Annotated in this window: 15 protein-coding genes; 12 read left to right on the top strand and 3 right to left on the bottom strand. The window is 70.7% G+C overall.

From position 1 onward, the window contains the following. Window positions 1-8 precede the first annotated feature (8 nt). The 10 genes from Phou_RS04115 to Phou_RS04070 all read left to right on the top strand — a co-directional run bounded on the left by Phou_RS04115 (window position 9) and on the right by Phou_RS04070 (window position 11399). Window positions 9-1577, top strand: coding sequence for an MFS transporter (locus Phou_RS04115; RefSeq protein ID WP_173053673.1), 1569 nt, complete (start codon window positions 9-11; stop codon window positions 1575-1577). A 20-nt stretch (window positions 1578-1597) separates the two neighbouring features. Beyond that, a complete protein-coding gene (locus Phou_RS04110) occupies window positions 1598-2200 on the top strand; it encodes a TetR/AcrR family transcriptional regulator (protein ID WP_173053671.1) in 603 nt (200 codons plus the stop codon). 66 nt (window positions 2201-2266) lie between these two features. Further along, window positions 2267-2791: a crossover junction endodeoxyribonuclease RuvC gene (gene ruvC, locus Phou_RS04105; protein ID WP_173053669.1), complete on the top strand. Its 525-nt coding sequence runs from the start codon at window positions 2267-2269 to the stop codon at window positions 2789-2791. Continuing rightward, window positions 2788-3390: a Holliday junction branch migration protein RuvA gene (ruvA, locus tag Phou_RS04100; RefSeq protein ID WP_173053667.1), complete on the top strand. Its 603-nt coding sequence runs from the start codon at window positions 2788-2790 to the stop codon at window positions 3388-3390. The genes ruvC and ruvA overlap by 4 nt, the downstream gene beginning before the upstream one ends. After that, entirely contained in the window at window positions 3390-4454 is a 1065-nt protein-coding gene (gene ruvB / locus Phou_RS04095; RefSeq protein ID WP_173053665.1) for a Holliday junction branch migration DNA helicase RuvB, read from the top strand. Before ruvA ends, ruvB begins: the two co-directional genes overlap by 1 nt. 199 nt (window positions 4455-4653) lie before the next feature. Further along, window positions 4654-4962, top strand: coding sequence for a preprotein translocase subunit YajC (yajC, locus tag Phou_RS04090; protein WP_246273723.1), 309 nt, complete (start codon window positions 4654-4656; stop codon window positions 4960-4962). Between the two features lie 105 nt (window positions 4963-5067). Continuing rightward, window positions 5068-6963 carry a protein translocase subunit SecD gene (gene secD, locus Phou_RS04085; RefSeq protein WP_173053663.1) on the top strand — a complete coding sequence of 632 codons (1896 nt, stop codon included), beginning with the start codon at window positions 5068-5070 and terminating at the stop codon, window positions 6961-6963. Between the two features lie 4 nt (window positions 6964-6967). Further along, window positions 6968-8155, top strand: a complete 1188-nt coding sequence (gene secF, locus Phou_RS04080) for a protein translocase subunit SecF (protein WP_173053661.1) — start codon at window positions 6968-6970, stop codon at window positions 8153-8155. Between the two features lie 72 nt (window positions 8156-8227). Continuing rightward, window positions 8228-8755: an adenine phosphoribosyltransferase gene (locus Phou_RS04075; protein WP_246273216.1), complete on the top strand. Its 528-nt coding sequence runs from the start codon at window positions 8228-8230 to the stop codon at window positions 8753-8755. A 154-nt stretch (window positions 8756-8909) separates the two neighbouring features. After that, a complete protein-coding gene (locus Phou_RS04070; RefSeq protein ID WP_173053657.1) occupies window positions 8910-11399 on the top strand; it encodes a RelA/SpoT family protein in 2490 nt (829 codons plus the stop codon). 352 nt (window positions 11400-11751) lie between these two features. Here Phou_RS04070 and Phou_RS04065 read toward each other — a convergent pair whose 3' ends face one another. Continuing rightward, window positions 11752-12573, bottom strand: coding sequence for a peptidylprolyl isomerase (locus tag Phou_RS04065; RefSeq protein ID WP_173053655.1), 822 nt, complete (start codon window positions 12571-12573; stop codon window positions 11752-11754). 43 nt (window positions 12574-12616) lie between these two features. Next, window positions 12617-13528: a peptidylprolyl isomerase gene (locus Phou_RS04060; RefSeq protein WP_173053653.1), complete on the bottom strand. Its 912-nt coding sequence runs from the start codon at window positions 13526-13528 to the stop codon at window positions 12617-12619. A 193-nt stretch (window positions 13529-13721) separates the two neighbouring features. Between Phou_RS04060 and Phou_RS04055 the strand changes: the two genes are divergently transcribed. Together Phou_RS04055 and hisS are read left to right on the top strand one after the other, a co-directional pair. Then, window positions 13722-14405, top strand: coding sequence for an MBL fold metallo-hydrolase (locus tag Phou_RS04055; RefSeq protein ID WP_173053651.1), 684 nt, complete (start codon window positions 13722-13724; stop codon window positions 14403-14405). 55 nt (window positions 14406-14460) lie between these two features. Then, the gene (hisS, locus tag Phou_RS04050) at window positions 14461-15798 is read left to right on the top strand and encodes a histidine--tRNA ligase (RefSeq protein ID WP_173053649.1); all 1338 of its coding nucleotides are present in this window, start codon (window positions 14461-14463) and stop codon (window positions 15796-15798) included. Window positions 15799-16577: 779 nt separating this feature from the next. Here hisS and Phou_RS04045 read toward each other — a convergent pair. Beyond that, entirely contained in the window at window positions 16578-17114 is a 537-nt protein-coding gene (locus Phou_RS04045; protein ID WP_246273214.1) for a MarR family winged helix-turn-helix transcriptional regulator, read from the bottom strand. Between the last annotated feature and the right edge of the window lie 28 nt (window positions 17115-17142).

Raw genomic sequence — 17142 nt, 5'->3', positions numbered from 1 at the left:
ACGCAAAGGTGCAACCGCAACTCAACACCGGACACCCACGGCGCTGGGCCATCCTGGGTGTCCTCGTCATCAGCCTGCTCGTGGTCGTCCTCGACAACACCGTGCTCAACGTCGCGCTGCGTACGCTCGCGGATCCGGTGCACGGCCTCGGGGCCAGCCAGGGTGAGCTGGAGTGGTCCATCAACTCGTACACGCTGGTCTTCGCGGGCCTGCTCTTCACCGCCGGCGTGCTCGGCGACCGGTTCGGTCGCAAGCGCATGCTGAGCGTCGGCCTGGCGATCTTCGGGCTGGCGTCGCTGCTGTCGGCGAACGCGCAGTCCGCAGACCAGCTGATCTGGGCCCGCGCGCTGATGGGCCTCGGCGGCGCCGCGATCATGCCGGTAACGCTGTCGATCATCTCGAACGTCTTCGACCCGCGCGAGCGTGCCCGCGCCATCGCGATCTGGTCCGGCTCGGTCGGCCTCGCGATCGCGATCGGCCCGATCCTCGGTGGCGCGCTGCTGGAAAGCTTCTGGTGGGGCTCGGTCTTCCTGATCAACGTGCCCGTCGTGATCGCCGGTCTCATCGCGGTCGCGGTGATGGTGCCGGAGTCGCGCGACCCGCGCCCCGGAAAGATCGACGTCATCGGCGTGCTGCTGTCCGTCGTGGGCCTGGTCGCCCTGTCGTACGGCATCATCGACGGCGGCGAGCACGGCTTCGGCCGGCCGGTCGTCTGGGTGTCCGTCGTGGGTGGCCTCGCGGTCCTCGCGGCCTTCATCGCCTACGAGCGGCGCATCGAGTTCCCGTCGCTGGACGTGAGCCTGTTCAAGGTGCCGCGGTTCGCGGCCCCGGTGGCGCTGATCGGCCTCGTCTTCTTCGCCGCGATGGGCGTGTTCTTCTTCAGCGCCTTCTACCTGCAGCTGGTGCGCGGCTTCAGCCCGCTGCAGACCGGCCTGATGATGCTGCCGTTCGCGGTGGCGCAGATGGCGTTCGCGCCGCGGAGCGCGGCCATGGTCAAGCGGTACGGCGGCAAGGCCGTCTCCGCCGTGGGCCTGACCCTCACCGCGGTCGGGATGGGCGGCTTCGCCTTCCTCGGCGTGGACACGCCGATCATCGCGGTGCTGGCGCTCTTCTTCATCCAGGGCGTCGGGATGGCCAACATCATGCCGCCGGCGATGGAGTCGATCATGTCGTCGCTGCCGCGCGAGAAGGCCGGCGTCGGCTCCGCGGTCTCCAACACCGTCCGCCAGGTGGCCGGCGCGCTCGGCGTCGCGGTGCTCGGCTCGGTGCTGGCCGGCGTGTACCGGGGTCAGGTCGACGGCGCCGCCCAGGCGCTGCCCGCCCCGGCCCGGGACGCGGTGGAGGAGTCGATCTCCGGTGCGTACGGCGTGGCCGACCGGCTCGGCCCGGCCGGCGGTGCGGTGATCGACGCGGCCAACGGCGCCTTCGTCACCGCCATGCACTGGACCGCCGCGATCGGTGCGATCGTGGCCGCGCTCGGTGTGCTCATGGTGGTGCGGTGGATGCCGGGCAAGTCGGAGCCGGAGCCGCAGCCGGTCGACGCGCCAGCGGCGGCGGAACTAGCAGCCGCGTCCTAGATCGGCGAGGATGCATTGGTATGAGCTCCGCTGTTGAAAGTGCTCCGCGGTCGCCCGGTCGACCGCGGAGCACCCGCGCAGATGAGGCGATCATCGAGGCGGTGCTCGACCTGCTCGCCGAGGGCAGCACGATCGAGTCGCTGTCCATCGAGGCGATCGCGGCCAAGGCCGGGGTGGGCAAGGCGACCATCTACCGGCGGTGGTCGGGCAAGCAGGCCCTCCTCGTCGACGCGCTCCGCACCCTCAAGGGGCAGCCGCCCGCGCCGAAGGGTGAGTCGGTCCGCGAAGACCTCGTGCTGCTGCTGCGCGGCGTCGGGCGCAACCCCGACCCCCGCGCCTCCAAGATCATGCCGTGCCTCGTGCCGGAGGTGCACCGCAGCCCCGAGCAGTACGCGGTGTACCAGGAGCTGATCCAGCCCCGCCGCGAAATGACCCGGGAGGTCCTGCGCCGCGGCGTGCAGACCGGTGAGCTCCGGGCCGACCTCGACATCGAGCTGGCCATGGCGATGCTGACCGGGCCGGTGCTGATGCAGAAGATCCTCAGATGGAGCCCCGACATCGACGAGAAGGACCTGCCCGAGCGGGTCGTCGACACGCTGCTGGCGGGCCTTACACCGCGCTGAGGCGGCCACCCGCTAGGGTGTCGAACACACGTACGTGGTGTGTGTGCAGCGGGAGGGGGTCGTCGCGTGCGCGTGCTCGGCGTCGACCCGGGGCTGACCCGGTGCGGAGTCGGCGTCGTCGAGGGCGTGCCCGGCCGGCCGTGCACCCTTGTCGCCTACTACGTGATCTACACAGACCCCGCCGACGACCTCGCCCTGCGCCTGCTCCACCTCGACCGCTCGCTCAACGACCTCGTCGCCGAGCACCGGCCGCGCAGCGTGGCCGTGGAGCGGGTGTTCAGCCAGCACAACGTGCGCACCGTGATGGGCACCGCCCAGGCAAGCGCCGTCGCGGTGCTCGCCGGGGCGCGGGCCGGGCTGCCCGTCAGGACGTACACGCCGAGCGAGGTCAAGGCGGCCATCACCGGCTCGGGCCAGGCCGACAAGGCGCAGATCACGTCGATGGTGACCCGCCTGCTCCGGCTCGACGAGCCGCCCCGGCCGGCCGACGCCGCCGACGCCCTCGCGCTGGCCATCTGTCACATCTGGCGCGGCGGCACGCGCTCGAAGCTGGAGGCCGCCGCGTCCAAGCACCGGGGAGGGGCAAGATGATCGCCAGCGTGCGCGGGGTGGTCGCGGCGGTGTCGCCTGACGGCGCCGTCATCGAGGTCGGCGGGGTCGGCCTCGCCGTGCAGTGCGCGCCCGGCACGCTCGCCGGGCTGCGGCTGGGCGCGGAGGCGAGGCTCGCGACAAGCCTGATCGTGCGGGAGGACTCGCTCACGCTCTACGGCTTCGCCGACGACGAGGAGAAGCAGCTCTTCGAGCTGCTGCAGACCGCGAGCGGCGTCGGGCCCCGGCTCGCGCAGGCGGTGCTGGCCGTGCATTCGCCCGAGACGGTGCGGCGGGCCATCGCCACCGCCGACACCGCGACGCTCACCCGCGTGCCCGGCATCGGCAAGAAGGGCGCGGAGCGCTTGGTACTGGAGCTGCGCGACCGCATCGGCCCGGTCGTGGTGGGCAACGACGAGACCGCCGGCGTGCTCGTCGGCGCCTGGCAGGAGCAGGTGCGGCAGGGCCTGATCGGGCTCGGCTGGACCGCGTCGCAGGCGGAGCAGGCCGTGGCCGCGGTGGCCGAGACCGTCGACGGCACCACGTCGCCCGTGCCGGTGCTGCTCAAGCAGGCCATCCGCCTGCTCGGCAAGACCCGCTGATGGACGCCCCCGAGGGCAACGCCCTGGTCTCCGCGTACGCGAGCGACGCCGAGCGCGACGCCGAGGTCAGCGTCCGCCCGAAGCGCCTGGCCGACTTCATCGCCCAGCACCGGGTGCGCGACCAGCTCGACCTGCTGCTGCGCGGCGCCATGGGCCGCGGCACCCCACCCGACCACATCCTCCTGTCCGGCCCGCCCGGCCTCGGTAAGACGACCCTGGCCAACATCGTCGCGGCTGAGCTGGGCGTGGGGATCCGGGTGACGAGCGGGCCGGCGATCGAGCGCTCCGGCGACCTGGCCGCGATCGTGACCAGCCTGGCCGAGGGGGACGTCCTCTTCATCGACGAGATCCACCGGATCGCGAAGCCGGCCGAGGAGCTGCTCTACAGCGCCATGGAGGACTTCCGGGTCGACGTGGTCGTGGGCAAGGGGCCGGGCGCCACCGCGATCCCGCTCGACGTGGAGCCGTTCACGCTGGTGGGGGCGACCACGCGATCGGGGCTGCTGACCGGGCCGATGCGCGACAGGTTCGGGTTCGTCGCGCACCTCGACTTCTACTCGGCCGAAGACCTGCGCACGCTGCTGCACCGGTCGGCGCGCATCCTCGGCGTGCCGATCACCGAGGACGGTGCCGTGGAGATCGCCGGGCGGTCGCGGGGGACGCCGCGCATCGCCAACCGGCTGCTGCGCCGGGTGCGGGACTTCGCCGAGGTCCGGGCCGACGGCGTGGTCAGCCTGGAGACGGCCCGGGCGGCCCTGCAGGTGTACGACGTCGACGAGATCGGCCTCGACCGCCTCGACCGGGCGGTGCTGACCGCGTTGGTCGACTCGTTCCGGGGCGGGCCGGTGGGCCTGTCGACCCTCGCGGTCGCGGTGGGTGAGCAACCCGACACGGTGGAGGAGGTCTGCGAGCCCTTCCTCGTGCGTGCTGGCCTGCTCGCGCGTACCCCGCGTGGTCGTGTCGCCACGGAAGCGGCATGGCACCATCTCGGACGAACGCCACCAAATGGTACGTTCGGTACGGGTGCCGGCCCGGTACCCGACCTGTTCTCGGCCGAGCCATAGTCGTCCCTGGATATCCCGTGATCTGAACGTGATCTGTGCCAAGTTCGGTGTTCACAGGGACAGGGACTAGACTTCGCCGCGATCCGTACAGGATGTGAGATCACGCCTGCGCTCCGACGCCCCCGCGCCGGGTGCGGGTCCACTTGGAAGGTCATCTATCGTGCCTTTGGCAGCAAACTCCGGCGGCGCCGGCAGCTTCATGCCGATTCTCATGATCGTCCTGCTGTTCGGCGTCATGTACTTCATGATGATTCGCCCGCAGCAGAAGCGCCGTCGCGAAGCGGAGCAGATGCAGTCGACGCTCGGCCCCGGCGCCGAGGTGGTGACGATCGGCGGCCTCTACGGCCACGTCGTCAGCGTCGACGACGAGACGGTCACGCTCGAGGTCGCGCCCGGCGTGCACAACCGGTACGCCCGTCCCGCCATCGCCCGCGTCGTGAGCGGCGCGACGCCGCAGGACGCGCCCGCGGCCGAGAAGGTCGTCGACGAGGCCGACGTCAAGGACTGAAACGCTTGAGCGGGCGGCGCCCCCACACCACCCGTTCGACCATGCCCAGAAGCCGCCGGCTCGCCGGCGGGCCCACACCGAGACCGCACAGGAGATCCGACAGCCGTGGCACCACCTCAGGGACAGATGCGCCCAGGGCGGCAGCTGGCCGTGCTCGCCCTGCTCTTCGTCGTCCTCTACCTCCTGGTCTTTCTCGGCGGTAGCGGCAGTATCAAAGACCGGCTCGAGCCCAAGCTCGGTCTCGACCTGATCGGCGGCAGCCGGGTGACCTATACGGCCACCACGGCCAACGGGCAGGCACCCCAGGCCGACCAGCTCGAAGAGGCCCGCCAGATCATCGAGAGCCGGGCCAACGCCTACGGCGTCTCCGAGGCCGAGGTGGTGACCGAGGGCGACAAGAACATCGTGGTCTCGCTGGCCGGCGAGAGCGACGACGCCCTGGCCAACCTCGGGCAGGCTGCCGAGCTGCGGTTCCGTAAGGTCCTCAAGATCACGGCGGACAGCTCGGCGGCCGCGGTGGCGCCCACGGCGAGCGCGACCCCGTCCGGCACGGCTTCGCCCGCACCGTCCGCCTCGGCGACGGGCGCGGCCGCGACGCCGGCCCCGAGCGCCTCGGCGACCGGCGGCCAGGGCGGCGGCGCGCCGGCCCCGTCGGCGTCCCCCTCGGCGACCCCGACGCCCACCCCGAGCGCGACGAGCTCCGCACCGGCCGGCGGCGAGACCGGCACGCGCACGCAGGAGCAGGCGCTGGCCGACGCCAAGCGCAAGGTCGGCGACGCGGCCTGGGCCGCGGCGAGCGCCCTGGAAAACCCGCCGGACCTCAGCGCCGACCCCACGGCGGTGCAGCAGTTCGCGGCGTTCAGCAAGCTCGACGGGCCCGAGGTGGCCGCGCTCGACCCCAAGATGCAGTACAGCGTGCCCACGATCAGCTGCGCCCAGCTCGACAGCCGGCCGCCGGGCTCGATCCAGGACCCGAGCAAGCAGGCGGTCTCCTGTGAGGGCCCGCAGAAGCTCTTCCTCGACGTGGCCAAGGTGCTCGGCACCGACGTCTCGGACGCCAGCGGCGTGCTCGACCAGCAGGGCGGCGACTGGGTCGTCTCGCTCGACTTCACCGGCGACGGCCAGAAGAAGTGGACCGCGCTGACCCGCGAGGCGTACGAGAACACGGGCGGCACCTGTGACGCCTCGGCCCTCGGCGACCAGGGCAAGTGCCGCGTCGCTGTGGTGCTCGACAACCAGGTGATCTCCTCGCCGGAGATCCAGGGCGTGCTGACCGGCGACTCGCAGATCACCGGCAGCTTCAACTCCAAGACGGCCAACGAGCTGGCCGGCAAGCTCCGCTACGGCGCGCTGCCGCTGACCTTCACCCAGCAGGAGGTGCAGAACGTCTCCGCGACGCTCGGCACCGAGCACCTCAAGGCCGGCCTCCTGGCCGCCGGCATCGGCATGCTGCTGGTCATCATCTATTCGTTCTTCTACTACCGCCTGCTCGGCACGGTCATCTTCCTGAGCTTGATCCTGTCCGGCCTGCTGGTCTTCGGCGCGCTCATCGTGCTGGGGCGGCAGATCGGGTACACGCTCAACCTCGCCGGCATCGCGGGCTTCATCGTGTCACTCGGTGTGGCGGCGGACTCGTTCGTCATCTACTTCGAGCGGCTCAAGGACGAGATCCGCGATGGTCGAAGTCCGCGTAGCGCGGTGCCGCGCGCGTGGGCCCGCGCCCGCCGCACGATCATCTCGGCCAACGCGATCACCATCATGGCGGCCGTGGTGCTCTACATCGTGTCGGTCGGCACGGTGAAGGGCTTCGCGTTCGCTCTCGGCCTCGCGACCATCCTGGACCTCGTGGTCGTGTTCCTCTTCCGGCATCCGATCATGACGATGTTCGCGCGCACCCGCGCGTTCCTCTCGCCACGGGTGAGCGGCCTCGGCCGCGTCCTGGAAAAGGAACCCACCGACCCGCCGGCCAAGCCCAGCAACCCGCGCGTGAAGGAGGCGTGACCCCATGAGTGGGCTCGCTACGCGGCTCTACAAGGGCCAGGCAGACCTCAACATCGTCGCCAAGCGGAAGATCTGGTTCACCGTGGCGGCGGTGGCGGTGCTGATCGCCGTGATCAGCTTCTTCGCGCGCGGCTTCACGCTGGGCATCGAGTTCTCCGGTGGCAACGAGTTTCAGGTGCCGGCCTCGGTGGGCACGCTGCAGCACGCGGAGGAGACGGTCGACGAGGCGCTCGGCGATGTGCCCAACCCCGGCGGTGACCCGCTGCGCGTGGCGTCCACCCAGCAGGTCGGCGGCGGCGACGGCACCTACCTGATCCGCACCTCCGAGATGGAGCCGGAGCAGTCCGAGGCGGTCAAGGAACATCTCGTCGAGGCGTTCGGCATCCCGGCCAACGAGATCAGCAACAGCCGGGTGAGCGGCGCGTGGGGTGCCCAGGTGACCGAGCGCGCGCTGCTCGGCCTGATCATCTTCATCGCGGTCGTGATGCTGTACCTGATCGTCCGCTTCGAGTGGCGGATGGCCGTGGCCGCCGTCTCCTCGCTGCTGTTCGACCTGGTGCTCACCGCCGGCGTGTACTCGCTGGTCGGCTTCGAGATCACCCCGTCGACGATCATCGGCTTCCTCACGATCCTCGGCTTCGCGCTGTACGACGTGGTCGTGGTGTTCGACAAGGTGCAGGAAAACACCAGAGGCATCACCGCGAGCAGCACGCAGACCTACGCGGAGGCGGCCAACCTGGCGGTCAACCAGACGCTGATGCGGTCGATCAACACCGGTCTCGTCGCGCTGCTGCCCGTCGGCGGCCTGCTGTTCATCGGTGCCGGCCTCCTCGGCGCGGGTACCCTCCGCGACCTCGGCCTCGTGCTCTTCGTGGGTATGGGCATCGCGGTGTACTCGTCGATCTTCTTCGCCACGCCGGTGCTGACCACGCTCAAGGGCTACGAGCCGAAGTACCAGGCGCACACCCAGCGGGTGCTGGCCCGGCGCGCGGCGATCGCCCGCGGCGAGGTCGCGCCCAAGGCGACCCGCTCGCCGAAGCAGGCGACGCCGGCCGAGCAGCGCGACGACGCCGAGGTGGCCGCGATGGCCGGTGCCGCGCCGAAGGTGGGCGCGCGCCCGACCGCCAAGCGCCCGTCCGGCAACCGCGGCGGCCGCTCCGGCAGCCGGCCGCGTGGCGGCAAGCGTCACTGAGGTTCATTCAGCGATCAGGGCGTCCCCCAAGCCACTTGAGGGGCGCCCTGAACCATGAGTAAGGGGGCTTGCGTGGCTGATCTCGCGGAACTGGTGGCGAGCCACATCGTCGACGTGCCGGACTTTCCCAAGCCGGGCATCCTCTTCAAGGACCTGACGCCGCTGTTCGCGGACGGCCCGGTGTTCCGCGAGGTCATCGACGGGATCGTGGCGTACCACGGCGCAGGCTCCTTCGACGTGGTGGCCGGCATCGAGGCGCGGGGGTTCGTGCTCGCCGCCGCCATCGCGTACGCGACAGGTCTCGGCGTCGTCCCGGTCCGCAAGGCCGGCAAGCTGCCCCGCGAGACGCACCGCGCGTCCTACGAGCTCGAGTACGGCGAGGCCGCGCTGGAGGTGCACACCGACGCGTTCAAGCCGGGGGAGCGGGTGCTGGTGGTCGACGACGTGCTGGCCACCGGGGGCACCGCGGCCACGACGCTCGACCTCGTGGAGCGCGCCGGGGGAACGGTCGCCGGCTTCACCGTGTTGTTGGAACTGTCGTTCCTGCCCGGGCGGGACAGGCTGGCGCCGCGCGAGGTTCATGCCCTCCTGACCGTCTAGTCACCAACCGCCCGGTGGCCCGAATGGGCTGCTCAGCGGGCGTGACGGGTAGGATTGCCTTCCGCGACCGGCCAGGAACGGTCCGGCGTGGGTAGCGCAGGTTGGCGCCGGCCGGATACGGTCGGTGCATTCCCCGGCGAGGGTGAGGAGGCCGGTGTCTCAGGACGTCGCCCATTCAGTGGAGGGCAGCGTGCATCCGACTGGCGAGGCGCGGACCGCGCCTGAGGAGACGGCGACCGCTGCTGGCAGCGCACCCGTCGAGGCCGTCGAAGGCCGTGCGGACAGCGCCGCCGTGGTCGTGCCCTTTCCGCAGGTCGAGGCCGCCAACCATGACGACCACGTCCACGATGACGAGTCAGCCGACCAGGCGAGCCCATCGGGTTGGGCCGGTGCGCCGACCGGGCGCCGGGTGCGCGCGCGGCTGGCCCGCTTCAACGCGCCCTGGCAGACACCGCAGGTGAGCGAGGTGCTGGAGCCACTGATCGCCACTCACCGCGCGTGCCACCCCAAGGCGGACGCGCGGCTGCTGCAGCGCGCCTTCGACGTGGCCGCCGAGTGGCATTCGGGGCAGTACCGCAAGTCCGGCGACCCGTACATCACGCATCCGCTCGCGGTGGCGACCATCCTGGCCAACCTCGGCATGGACACCACGACGCTGGTGGCCGCGCTGCTGCACGACACGATCGAGGACACCGACTACAACCTCGACCAGATGCGCACCGACTTCGGCGGCGAGGTGGCGCTGCTCGTCGACGGCGTGACCAAGCTCGACAAGGTCAAGCTCGGCGACGCGGCCAAGGCCGAGACGATCCGCAAGATGGTCGTCGCGATGGCCAAGGACCCGCGGGTGCTGGTCATCAAGCTCGCCGACCGCCTGCACAACATGCGCACGCTGACCTTCCTCCCGCGTCCCAAGCAGGAGCAGAAGGCCAAGGAGACGCTGGAGATCCTCGCCCCGCTGGCCCACCGCCTGGGTATGAACACGATCAAGTGGGAGCTCGAGGACCTCGCGTTCGGCACGCTGTTCCCCAAGCGGTTCGAGGAGATCAACCGGCTGATCGGCGAGCACCAGCCGCAGCGTGACACGCTGCTGCGCCAGGTCACGCAGAAGGTCCAGACGGATCTCAAGGCCGCGAAGATCAAGGCCGAGACGACCGGCCGGCCCAAGCACCTGTACTCGATCTACCAGAAGATGATCGTGCGGGGTCGCGACTTCAACGACATCTACGACCTGATCGGCGTGCGGATCCTTGTCGACACGGTGCGCGACTGCTACGCGGCGTTGGGAGTCATCCACGCCAACTGGCAGCCGGTGCCGGGGCGCTTCAAGGACTACATCGCGATGCCGAAGTTCAACATGTACCAGTCGCTGCACACCACCGTGATCGGCCCCACCGGCAAGCCGGTGGAGATGCAGATCCGCACGCTGGGCATGCACCGCACGGCGGAGTTCGGCATCGCCGCGCACTGGAAGTACAAGGAGCAGAAGGGCGCCACGATCGTCGGGCCGCCGGCGCACATCGACGAGATGACGTGGCTGCGGCAGCTGCTGGACTGGCAGCGGGAGGCGAGCGACCCGAGCGAGTTCCTGGACGCGCTGCGGTTCGACCTCTCCAGCCAGGAGGTCTACGTCTTCACGCCCAAGGGCGACGTGATACCGCTGCCGACGGGCTCGACGCCGGTCGACTTCGCGTACGCGGTGCACACCGAGGTCGGCCACAAGTGCATCGGCGCGCGGGTCAACGGCAAGCTGGTGCCGCTGGAGTCGACGCTGTCCAACGGCGACGTGATCGAGATCTTCACGTCCAAGTCCGAGACGGCCGGACCTTCGCAGGACTGGCTGGGCTTCGTCAAGAGCCCCCGCGCGCGCACGAAGATCCGGCAGTACTTCAACAAGGAGCGCCGCGAGGAGGCGATCGAGGCCGGCAAGGAGTCGATCGTCAAGGCGATGCGCCGGCAGGGCCTCCCGCTGACGCGGATGCTCACCACCGAAGCGCTGATGGCGATCGCCCGCGACCTGCACCTGGCCGACGTCGCCTCGCTCTACGCGGCCGTCGGCGAGTCGCAGGTGTCCGCGCAGTCGGTGGTGCAGCGCCTGGTCGCCGGCTACGGCGGCGAGGAGGGCGCGGTCGAGGACATCGCCGAGACCGCCGTCGCCACCCGCCCGCCGAGGGCACGCCAGGCCGCACAGGACCCGGGCGTGGTGGTCCGCGGCGTGAGCGACGTCTGGATCAAGCTCGCGCGCTGCTGCACGCCGGTGCCGGGCGACGCGGTGTTCGGCTTCGTCACCCGCTCGGGCGGCATCAGCGTCCACCGCGACGACTGCGCCAACGCCGAGGACCTCCAGGCACAGACCGACCGCATCGTCGAGGTGACCTGGAAGCCGACGTCGGCCTCCACGTTCCTGGTCGCGATCCAGGTCGAGGCCTTGGACCGGCACAAGCTGCTCGCCGACGTCACCCGCGTACTGTCCGACGAGCGCGTCAACATCCTGTCCGCGACGGTCACCACGACCCGCGACAGGGTGGCGGTGAGCCGCTTCTCGTTCGAGATGGCCGACCCCAAGCACCTCGGCCACCTGCTGGCCGCCGTGCGCAAGGTCGACGGCGTCTTCGACGCCTACCGGGTCACCTCAGGGGCGTAGGGGATCTATTTGCCCGCGTCCGCGTCAGCTGCGGACCGTTCGCTCCCGCGGGCACCGCGGAGGTCGGCGGCTCGCCAGGGCTCGCCGAAAGCCCCGACCTCCGCTGCCAGCCCCGCGCGACAAGCCCTTCTCTGAAGGCGCCGCAGTCCGCGCACGGAGCGAGCCAGCGGATCGTGGACGTTTCCTGCCCTGTCAGGGGCGGCGTACGTCCACGATCGCGGGGGTCGCGGGGGAGATGGACCACCGCGGAGGGTGAGGCCGCGGGAGCAACGGTCTGGACCACGGCGGACGTCGCGGTAGCTCAAAAAATCGGGGCCAGGTCAAACCGCGACCTGGCCCCCGACCCGAACCGCTAAGAGACGGTCACCGCGTTGATGTTGATGTCGTTTTTGGGGTGGCCGCCGCCCGGCGAGGGGTCGAACGCGCCGTCGTGGCCCTTCTCGGTGGCCTTCTTGATGACCTCGAGGCTGGCCGCGTCGACCTTGCCGATGATGGTGTAGTCGGGCTGCAGCTCGACGTCCTGGTAGATGAAGAAGAACTGGCTGCCGTTGGAGTCCGGGCCGCTGTTGGCCAGGGCGACCACGCCCGCGGGGTAGGCGGGGCGCTCGTTGGCCGGCAGGTACTCGTTGGCGTACCGGTAGGACGGGCCGCCGGTGCCGTCGCTCTCGCGGTAGCCCTTGCCCTTGGCGCTCGGGTCGCCGCACTGGAGCATGCCGGGGAACATCCGGTGGCACTTGGTGCCGTCGAAGAACTTCTTACCCGCCAGGAACGAGAAGCTCTCGGCCGCGCACGGGGACTTCGACAGGTCCATGTTGATGTTGACCTTGCCGAAGTTGGTGTCGACGGTCATGGTCTTGTTGCCGGTGTTGGCCGGGGTGGTGGTCGGCGGCACGCCCACGTCCTTGGTGGTCGGGGTGCGCTCTTCCTTGGGCACCTCGTTCCACACGCAGCTCACCGGGCCGGCCGACGGGTCGGCCGCGGTGTTTGTGGAATCGTCGTCGCCGGCGAGGTTGACCAGCAGCACCACGCCGACCGCGAGCACGATCACCGCCACACCCGCGCCGAGGCTCACCTGCCACTGGCGGCGCTTTCTGGCCGCTGCGGCGCGCTCTGCCATCTCCCTTTCGAGTTTGGCCCGCGCCGCGGCGCGCTGCCGCTCCCTTGTGGACGTCACGCTCTTCCTCCTGGGGTGTGGTGCTCGCTCCTACCTAAGCTTCTCAGGACTGGCTGGCCGTCGCCGAGGGGGTCGGCGTAGCCGCCGGCGAACCGGACGGCGCGCCGGACGCGGGCGCCGACGGCTCGGGCGAGACCGGGTCCATCTCGCCGACGGTCAGGCTCTGGATGGTGATGTCCTTTTCCGGCTTGACCTGGGCACCCGTGCCGTTGTCGACGGTCTTGATCTTGCCGATCGTCTCCACGACGTCGAGGCCGGAGGTGACACGGCCGACGATCGGGTAGGAGGGGGTGTCGGTCGGGCTGAAGTCCTTGAAGAAGATCAGGAACTGGCTGCCGTTGGAGCCGGGCGGGTTGCCGATCAGCGCGACCGTGCCCTTGGGGTACGCCGGGGGCTGCTCGGTGCCGGGGCTGGGCGTCGCCTCGGGCGCGGAGGGCACGTTTTCGTTGTAGAACGAATACGTGGGGCCGCCCGTGCCGGTGCCGCCCGGGTCGCCGCAGCGCAGCGCGCCGTCCGCGGTGATCTCCGTGCACTTGGTGTTGTCGTAGAAGCCGTTGGACGCCAGGTGGGCGAAGCTCGTGCTCGCGCACGGGGCGCTGCCCACGTCGAGCGAGACGGTGATCGGGGCACCCTGGTCGGTCGTGATCGTCATCGGCCGCGTACCGGTGGTCGGCAGGTCCTTGGTGGGCGGCTTGCCGACGTCCTTGAGGTTGGGGTTGTTGGCGGCGTCAGCCTCGGTCCAGCTGCAGATGTCGGCGGCGGCGGTGTCGGTCGGCTCCGAGTCGAAGCCACCCAGCACCCAGACGGTGCCCACCACGATGAGCGCAAGTGCGACCGCCGCGCCGACGCCGGCCTGGACGCGCCGCTTGCGGCGGGTCTGCGCGGCCTTGCGCGCCATCTGCCGGTCGTACTTGGCCCGGGCCAGCTTGCGCTGCCGAGTCTTGCTGGAAGCCACCCGCGCTCCCCTCCTCATTCCGCCAACGCCGCACACGCTGCGACGCACGGCACCGCGACACGCCGTGGTGCCCGAAACTGTGTAGCGCACGCCACACAACGCCCGCCAGAGTGTACGGGTATCACCTGGGAAAGTGTTGGGCGAGGTTGCCCGTTCTCAATCGGCCGTCATCAACACCGATAGGCTTGTGCACATGTTGGTGAAGGGGTTCCCGTCGGACGTGTTCGGCACCAACTGTTACGTGGTCGCAACAGGGCCGGGCGAGCAGTGTGTGGTGGTCGATCCCGGTATCGGCGTTATCGACCGGCTCGACGCGCTGATCGAGGAGCATCGCCTGCACCCGGTGGCTGTGTTGCTGACCCACGGGCACCTCGACCACACCTTCTCCGTGACCCCGGTGTGCGGGGCGCGGGGCGTCCCGGCGTACATCCATCCGGACGACCGTGAGCTGCTCAAAGACCCCAGCAAGGCGATCAACTCGATCGACCCGCGCCAGCTGCTGGGCGGGCTGGAGTGGAGCGAGCCGGACGACGTCGCCGAGCTCACCGACGGCGGAGTGGTCAGCCTCGCGGGGCTGGAGTTCACGGTCGACCACGCGCCGGGCCACACCCGCGGCTCCGCGATCTTCCGGGTGCCCGGGCCGGACGCCGTCGAGGTCTGCCTCTCCGGAGACGTGCTCTTCGCCGGTTCGGTCGGCCGCGTCGACCTGCCCGGCGGCAGCATGGACGCGATGATCGCCAGCCTGCGTGACAAGATCCTGCCGCTCGCCGACGAGACCGTCGTGCTGCCCGGCCACGGGCCGGCCACCACGATCGGGCGCGAGCGCGCCACCAACCCGTACCTTCTACAAGTCGCCGAGGCTGGAACCGTTTCATGAGTGAGCGAAGCGAGCGAATCATCGAGGTCAGCGCGCGCGGAGAGCGGGGACGGGCATGAGCCGGCCCAAGTCGATCTCCGGCTTTCCCGAGTGGCTCCCGCCGCAGCGGATGATCGAGCAGCGCATGATCGACCACATCCGCCGCACCTTCGAGCTGTACGGCTTCGCCCCGCTGGAGACGCGCGCCGTCGAGCCGCTCGACCAGCTGCTGCGCAAGGGGGAGACCTCCAAGGAGGTGTACCTGCTGCGCCGCCTCCAGGCCGCCGAAGGTGAGACGGACGAGGACACGCTGGGGCTGCACTTCGACCTGACCGTCCCGTTCGCCCGCTTCGTCCTGGAAAACGCGGGCAAGCTCCACTTCCCCTTCCGGCGCTACCAGATACAGAAGGTGTGGCGGGGCGAGCGGCCGCAGGAGGGGCGGTACCGGGAGTTCCTGCAGGCGGACATCGACGTGGTCGACCGTGACGAGCTGCCGTTCCAGTACGAGGCGGAGATGCCGCTCGTGCTCGGCGACGCGCTCGGCGGCCTGCCGCTCCCGCCGGTCCTGATCCACGTCAACAACCGCAAGGTGTCCGAGGGCTTCTACCGGGGCATCGGCCTGGACGACCCGCAGGCCGCCCTCCGCGCCATCGACAAGCTCGCCAAGATCGGTCCGGGCAAGGTGACCGAGCTGCTGGCGGAGACCGCGGGCGCGAGCGACGCGCAGGCCAAGGCGTGCCTCCGGCTGGCGGAGATCTCGTCGCCGGACGCGTCGTTCGCCGACCAGATCCGCGCGCTGGGCGTCACCGACCCCCTCCTCGACGAGGGCATCGACGAGCTGGTGCGGGTGATGGAGGTCGCCGCCGCGCACTCGCCCGGCCTGTGCGTCGCCGACATGAAGATCGCCCGCGGCCTCGACTACTACACCGGCACCGTCTACGAGGGCACGCTGCGGGGCTTCGAGCGGTTCGGCTCGGTGCTGGCCGGCGGCCGGTACGACAACCTGGCCAGCGCCGGCGCCGACCGCTACCCGGGCGTCGGCATCTCCCTCGGCATCACCCGCATCCTGGGCCTGCTCTTCGGTGCGGGCGCGCTCACCGTGAGCCGCTCGGTGCCGACGGCCGTGCTCGTCGCGCTCCCGTCCGAGGAGCGGCGCGCCGGCTGCGACCGCGTCGCGGCGGCCCTGCGCGGGCGGGGGATCGCCACCGAGGTGGCGCCGACCGCGGCGAAGTACGGCAAGCAGATCCGCTTCGCCGAGCGGCGCGGCATCCCGTTCGTGTGGTTTCCGGGCGCGGAGGGCGAGGCCGACACGGTCAAGGACATCCGCTCCGGCGACCAGGTCGAGGCCGACCCCGCCACGTGGAGCCCACCCGCGGAAGACCTCCGACCCGCGGTCACGGCCGCCGGGGGCTGATCAAAGGCGGCCGGCACACGCACCGGCGGCGCCTACTGCGGTGAACGCTGGACACCTTTCGCGGTCAGGGTGAGTGCGAACGTCAGATTCACATTGAGATAGTTCCGGGCTACCGCGATGTCCGTGGTGGTCTGGACCGTTGCTCCCGCGGCCTCATCCTCCGCGTTCGGTTGCGGTCACCCCGAAGAGCCAGCTCCGGCAGACCGGTCCCATGGGGTTGCCGCCGGCGGCTCTGAAGCTGGGCGCACGAATGCGCCCAGGAACCAGCGGCGCGCCGATGGACCAGCGCCGTTAGCTACGCGCTGCCGCGGGCTGGGGTCCAGAGGGCGGGGCCGTGCGGGCCTGGCCCTGCGGGGTTCGTCGCGGACCTGGGACCCCGGGCCGGCCATGCCGGTCCTTGGTCCGTGGGTAGCCGGTCCGTCGGTGGGCAGAAAGGGGGGCGCCCGTGAGGGCGAACCCGTGAGTGAGGCAGCACTGTGCTGGCGGTCCGTGACCATCGATCAAGGGCAGGCGTTGTGAGGGTCGCGATCTAGGGGTGGGTTGGTGCGCTGTTACAGCACTAACTCCCGTGGGTCTGCGGGAGCACGCTTGTGGGGGTGAGCTGGGCGACTGCGGAGGGTGAGGCCGCGGGAGCAACGGTCTGGACCACGTCGGTCGTCGCGGTAGCCCACATCTCCTGGGATGACCGTCGAGATCTCGACGGTGAGCGCCGCCCGCACCGGGCCGCGTCGGGCGGTGCTGCACTGTGGACGGATGCGCACCTCAACCGTGAAAGGTCTCTAGCGAGGCGGGCGGTCCAGCGCCGCGACAAGCCCGCGCAGGAGGTCGCCGAGGAGCGCGCTCTCCGGGCCCGCCATCGGCAGCTCGCTCCAGACGGCGCGGATGTCGCCGGTGACGCGGCCGTGGGTCGTGCGGCCGCGGGCGGTCAGGTAGGCGCGGATGCGGCGGCGGTCCATCGGGTCGACGCGGCGGTAGACAAGGCCCTCGTCGACGAGGTGGTCGACGAGCTTGGTCAGCGAGCCCGGCGGGAGGAACGCGTGCTCCGCCACCTCGGTCATCGGGTGTCCCGCGCCGTCGGCGAGGATCGACAGCACCCGCCACTCGTCGGGCGTGCGCCCGTGCGTGTCGAGCACCTCGCGCAGGCGCCGGGACAGCAGCCGCTCGGCGCGGGTCACCAGGAGCACGATGTCTTCGGGCGCATGAGCCTGCCGCTGCGGCGACTCCACCTGCCCGAACGGGCGCTCGCCGGCCTCGACCGTCATCGTCGCCGCGTTCCGCGGCGCGGATGTCACCGGCATCTGCGGGAGACTCGGCATCGGCTCATGCTACAGATCGGCCGCAGGT

Origin of the sequence: Phytohabitans houttuyneae (genome assembly GCF_011764425.1) — a bacterium.
GTDB lineage: Bacteria > Actinomycetota > Actinomycetes > Mycobacteriales > Micromonosporaceae > Phytohabitans > Phytohabitans houttuyneae.
Note: the sequence above shows the minus strand (reverse complement) of the source record. Positions and strands in the feature narration are given on the sequence as shown.

What these genes read in the sequence shown, in the direction of transcription:
- yajC (WP_246273723.1), top strand. Translation starts at nt 4,654, where the DNA reads ATGCCGATTCTCATGATCGTCCTGCTGTTCGGCGTCATGTACTTCATG.
- secF (WP_173053661.1), top strand. Translation starts at nt 6,968, where the DNA reads ATGAGTGGGCTCGCTACGCGGCTCTACAAGGGCCAGGCAGACCTCAAC.
- Phou_RS04045 (WP_246273214.1), bottom strand. Translation starts at nt 17,114, where the DNA reads ATGCCGAGTCTCCCGCAGATGCCGGTGACATCCGCGCCGCGGAACGCG.
- ruvA (WP_173053667.1), top strand. Translation starts at nt 2,788, where the DNA reads ATGATCGCCAGCGTGCGCGGGGTGGTCGCGGCGGTGTCGCCTGACGGC.
- Phou_RS04055 (WP_173053651.1), top strand. Translation starts at nt 13,722, where the DNA reads ATGTTGGTGAAGGGGTTCCCGTCGGACGTGTTCGGCACCAACTGTTAC.
- Phou_RS04110 (WP_173053671.1), top strand. Translation starts at nt 1,598, where the DNA reads ATGAGCTCCGCTGTTGAAAGTGCTCCGCGGTCGCCCGGTCGACCGCGG.
- hisS (WP_173053649.1), top strand. Translation starts at nt 14,461, where the DNA reads ATGAGCCGGCCCAAGTCGATCTCCGGCTTTCCCGAGTGGCTCCCGCCG.
- ruvB (WP_173053665.1), top strand. Translation starts at nt 3,390, where the DNA reads ATGGACGCCCCCGAGGGCAACGCCCTGGTCTCCGCGTACGCGAGCGAC.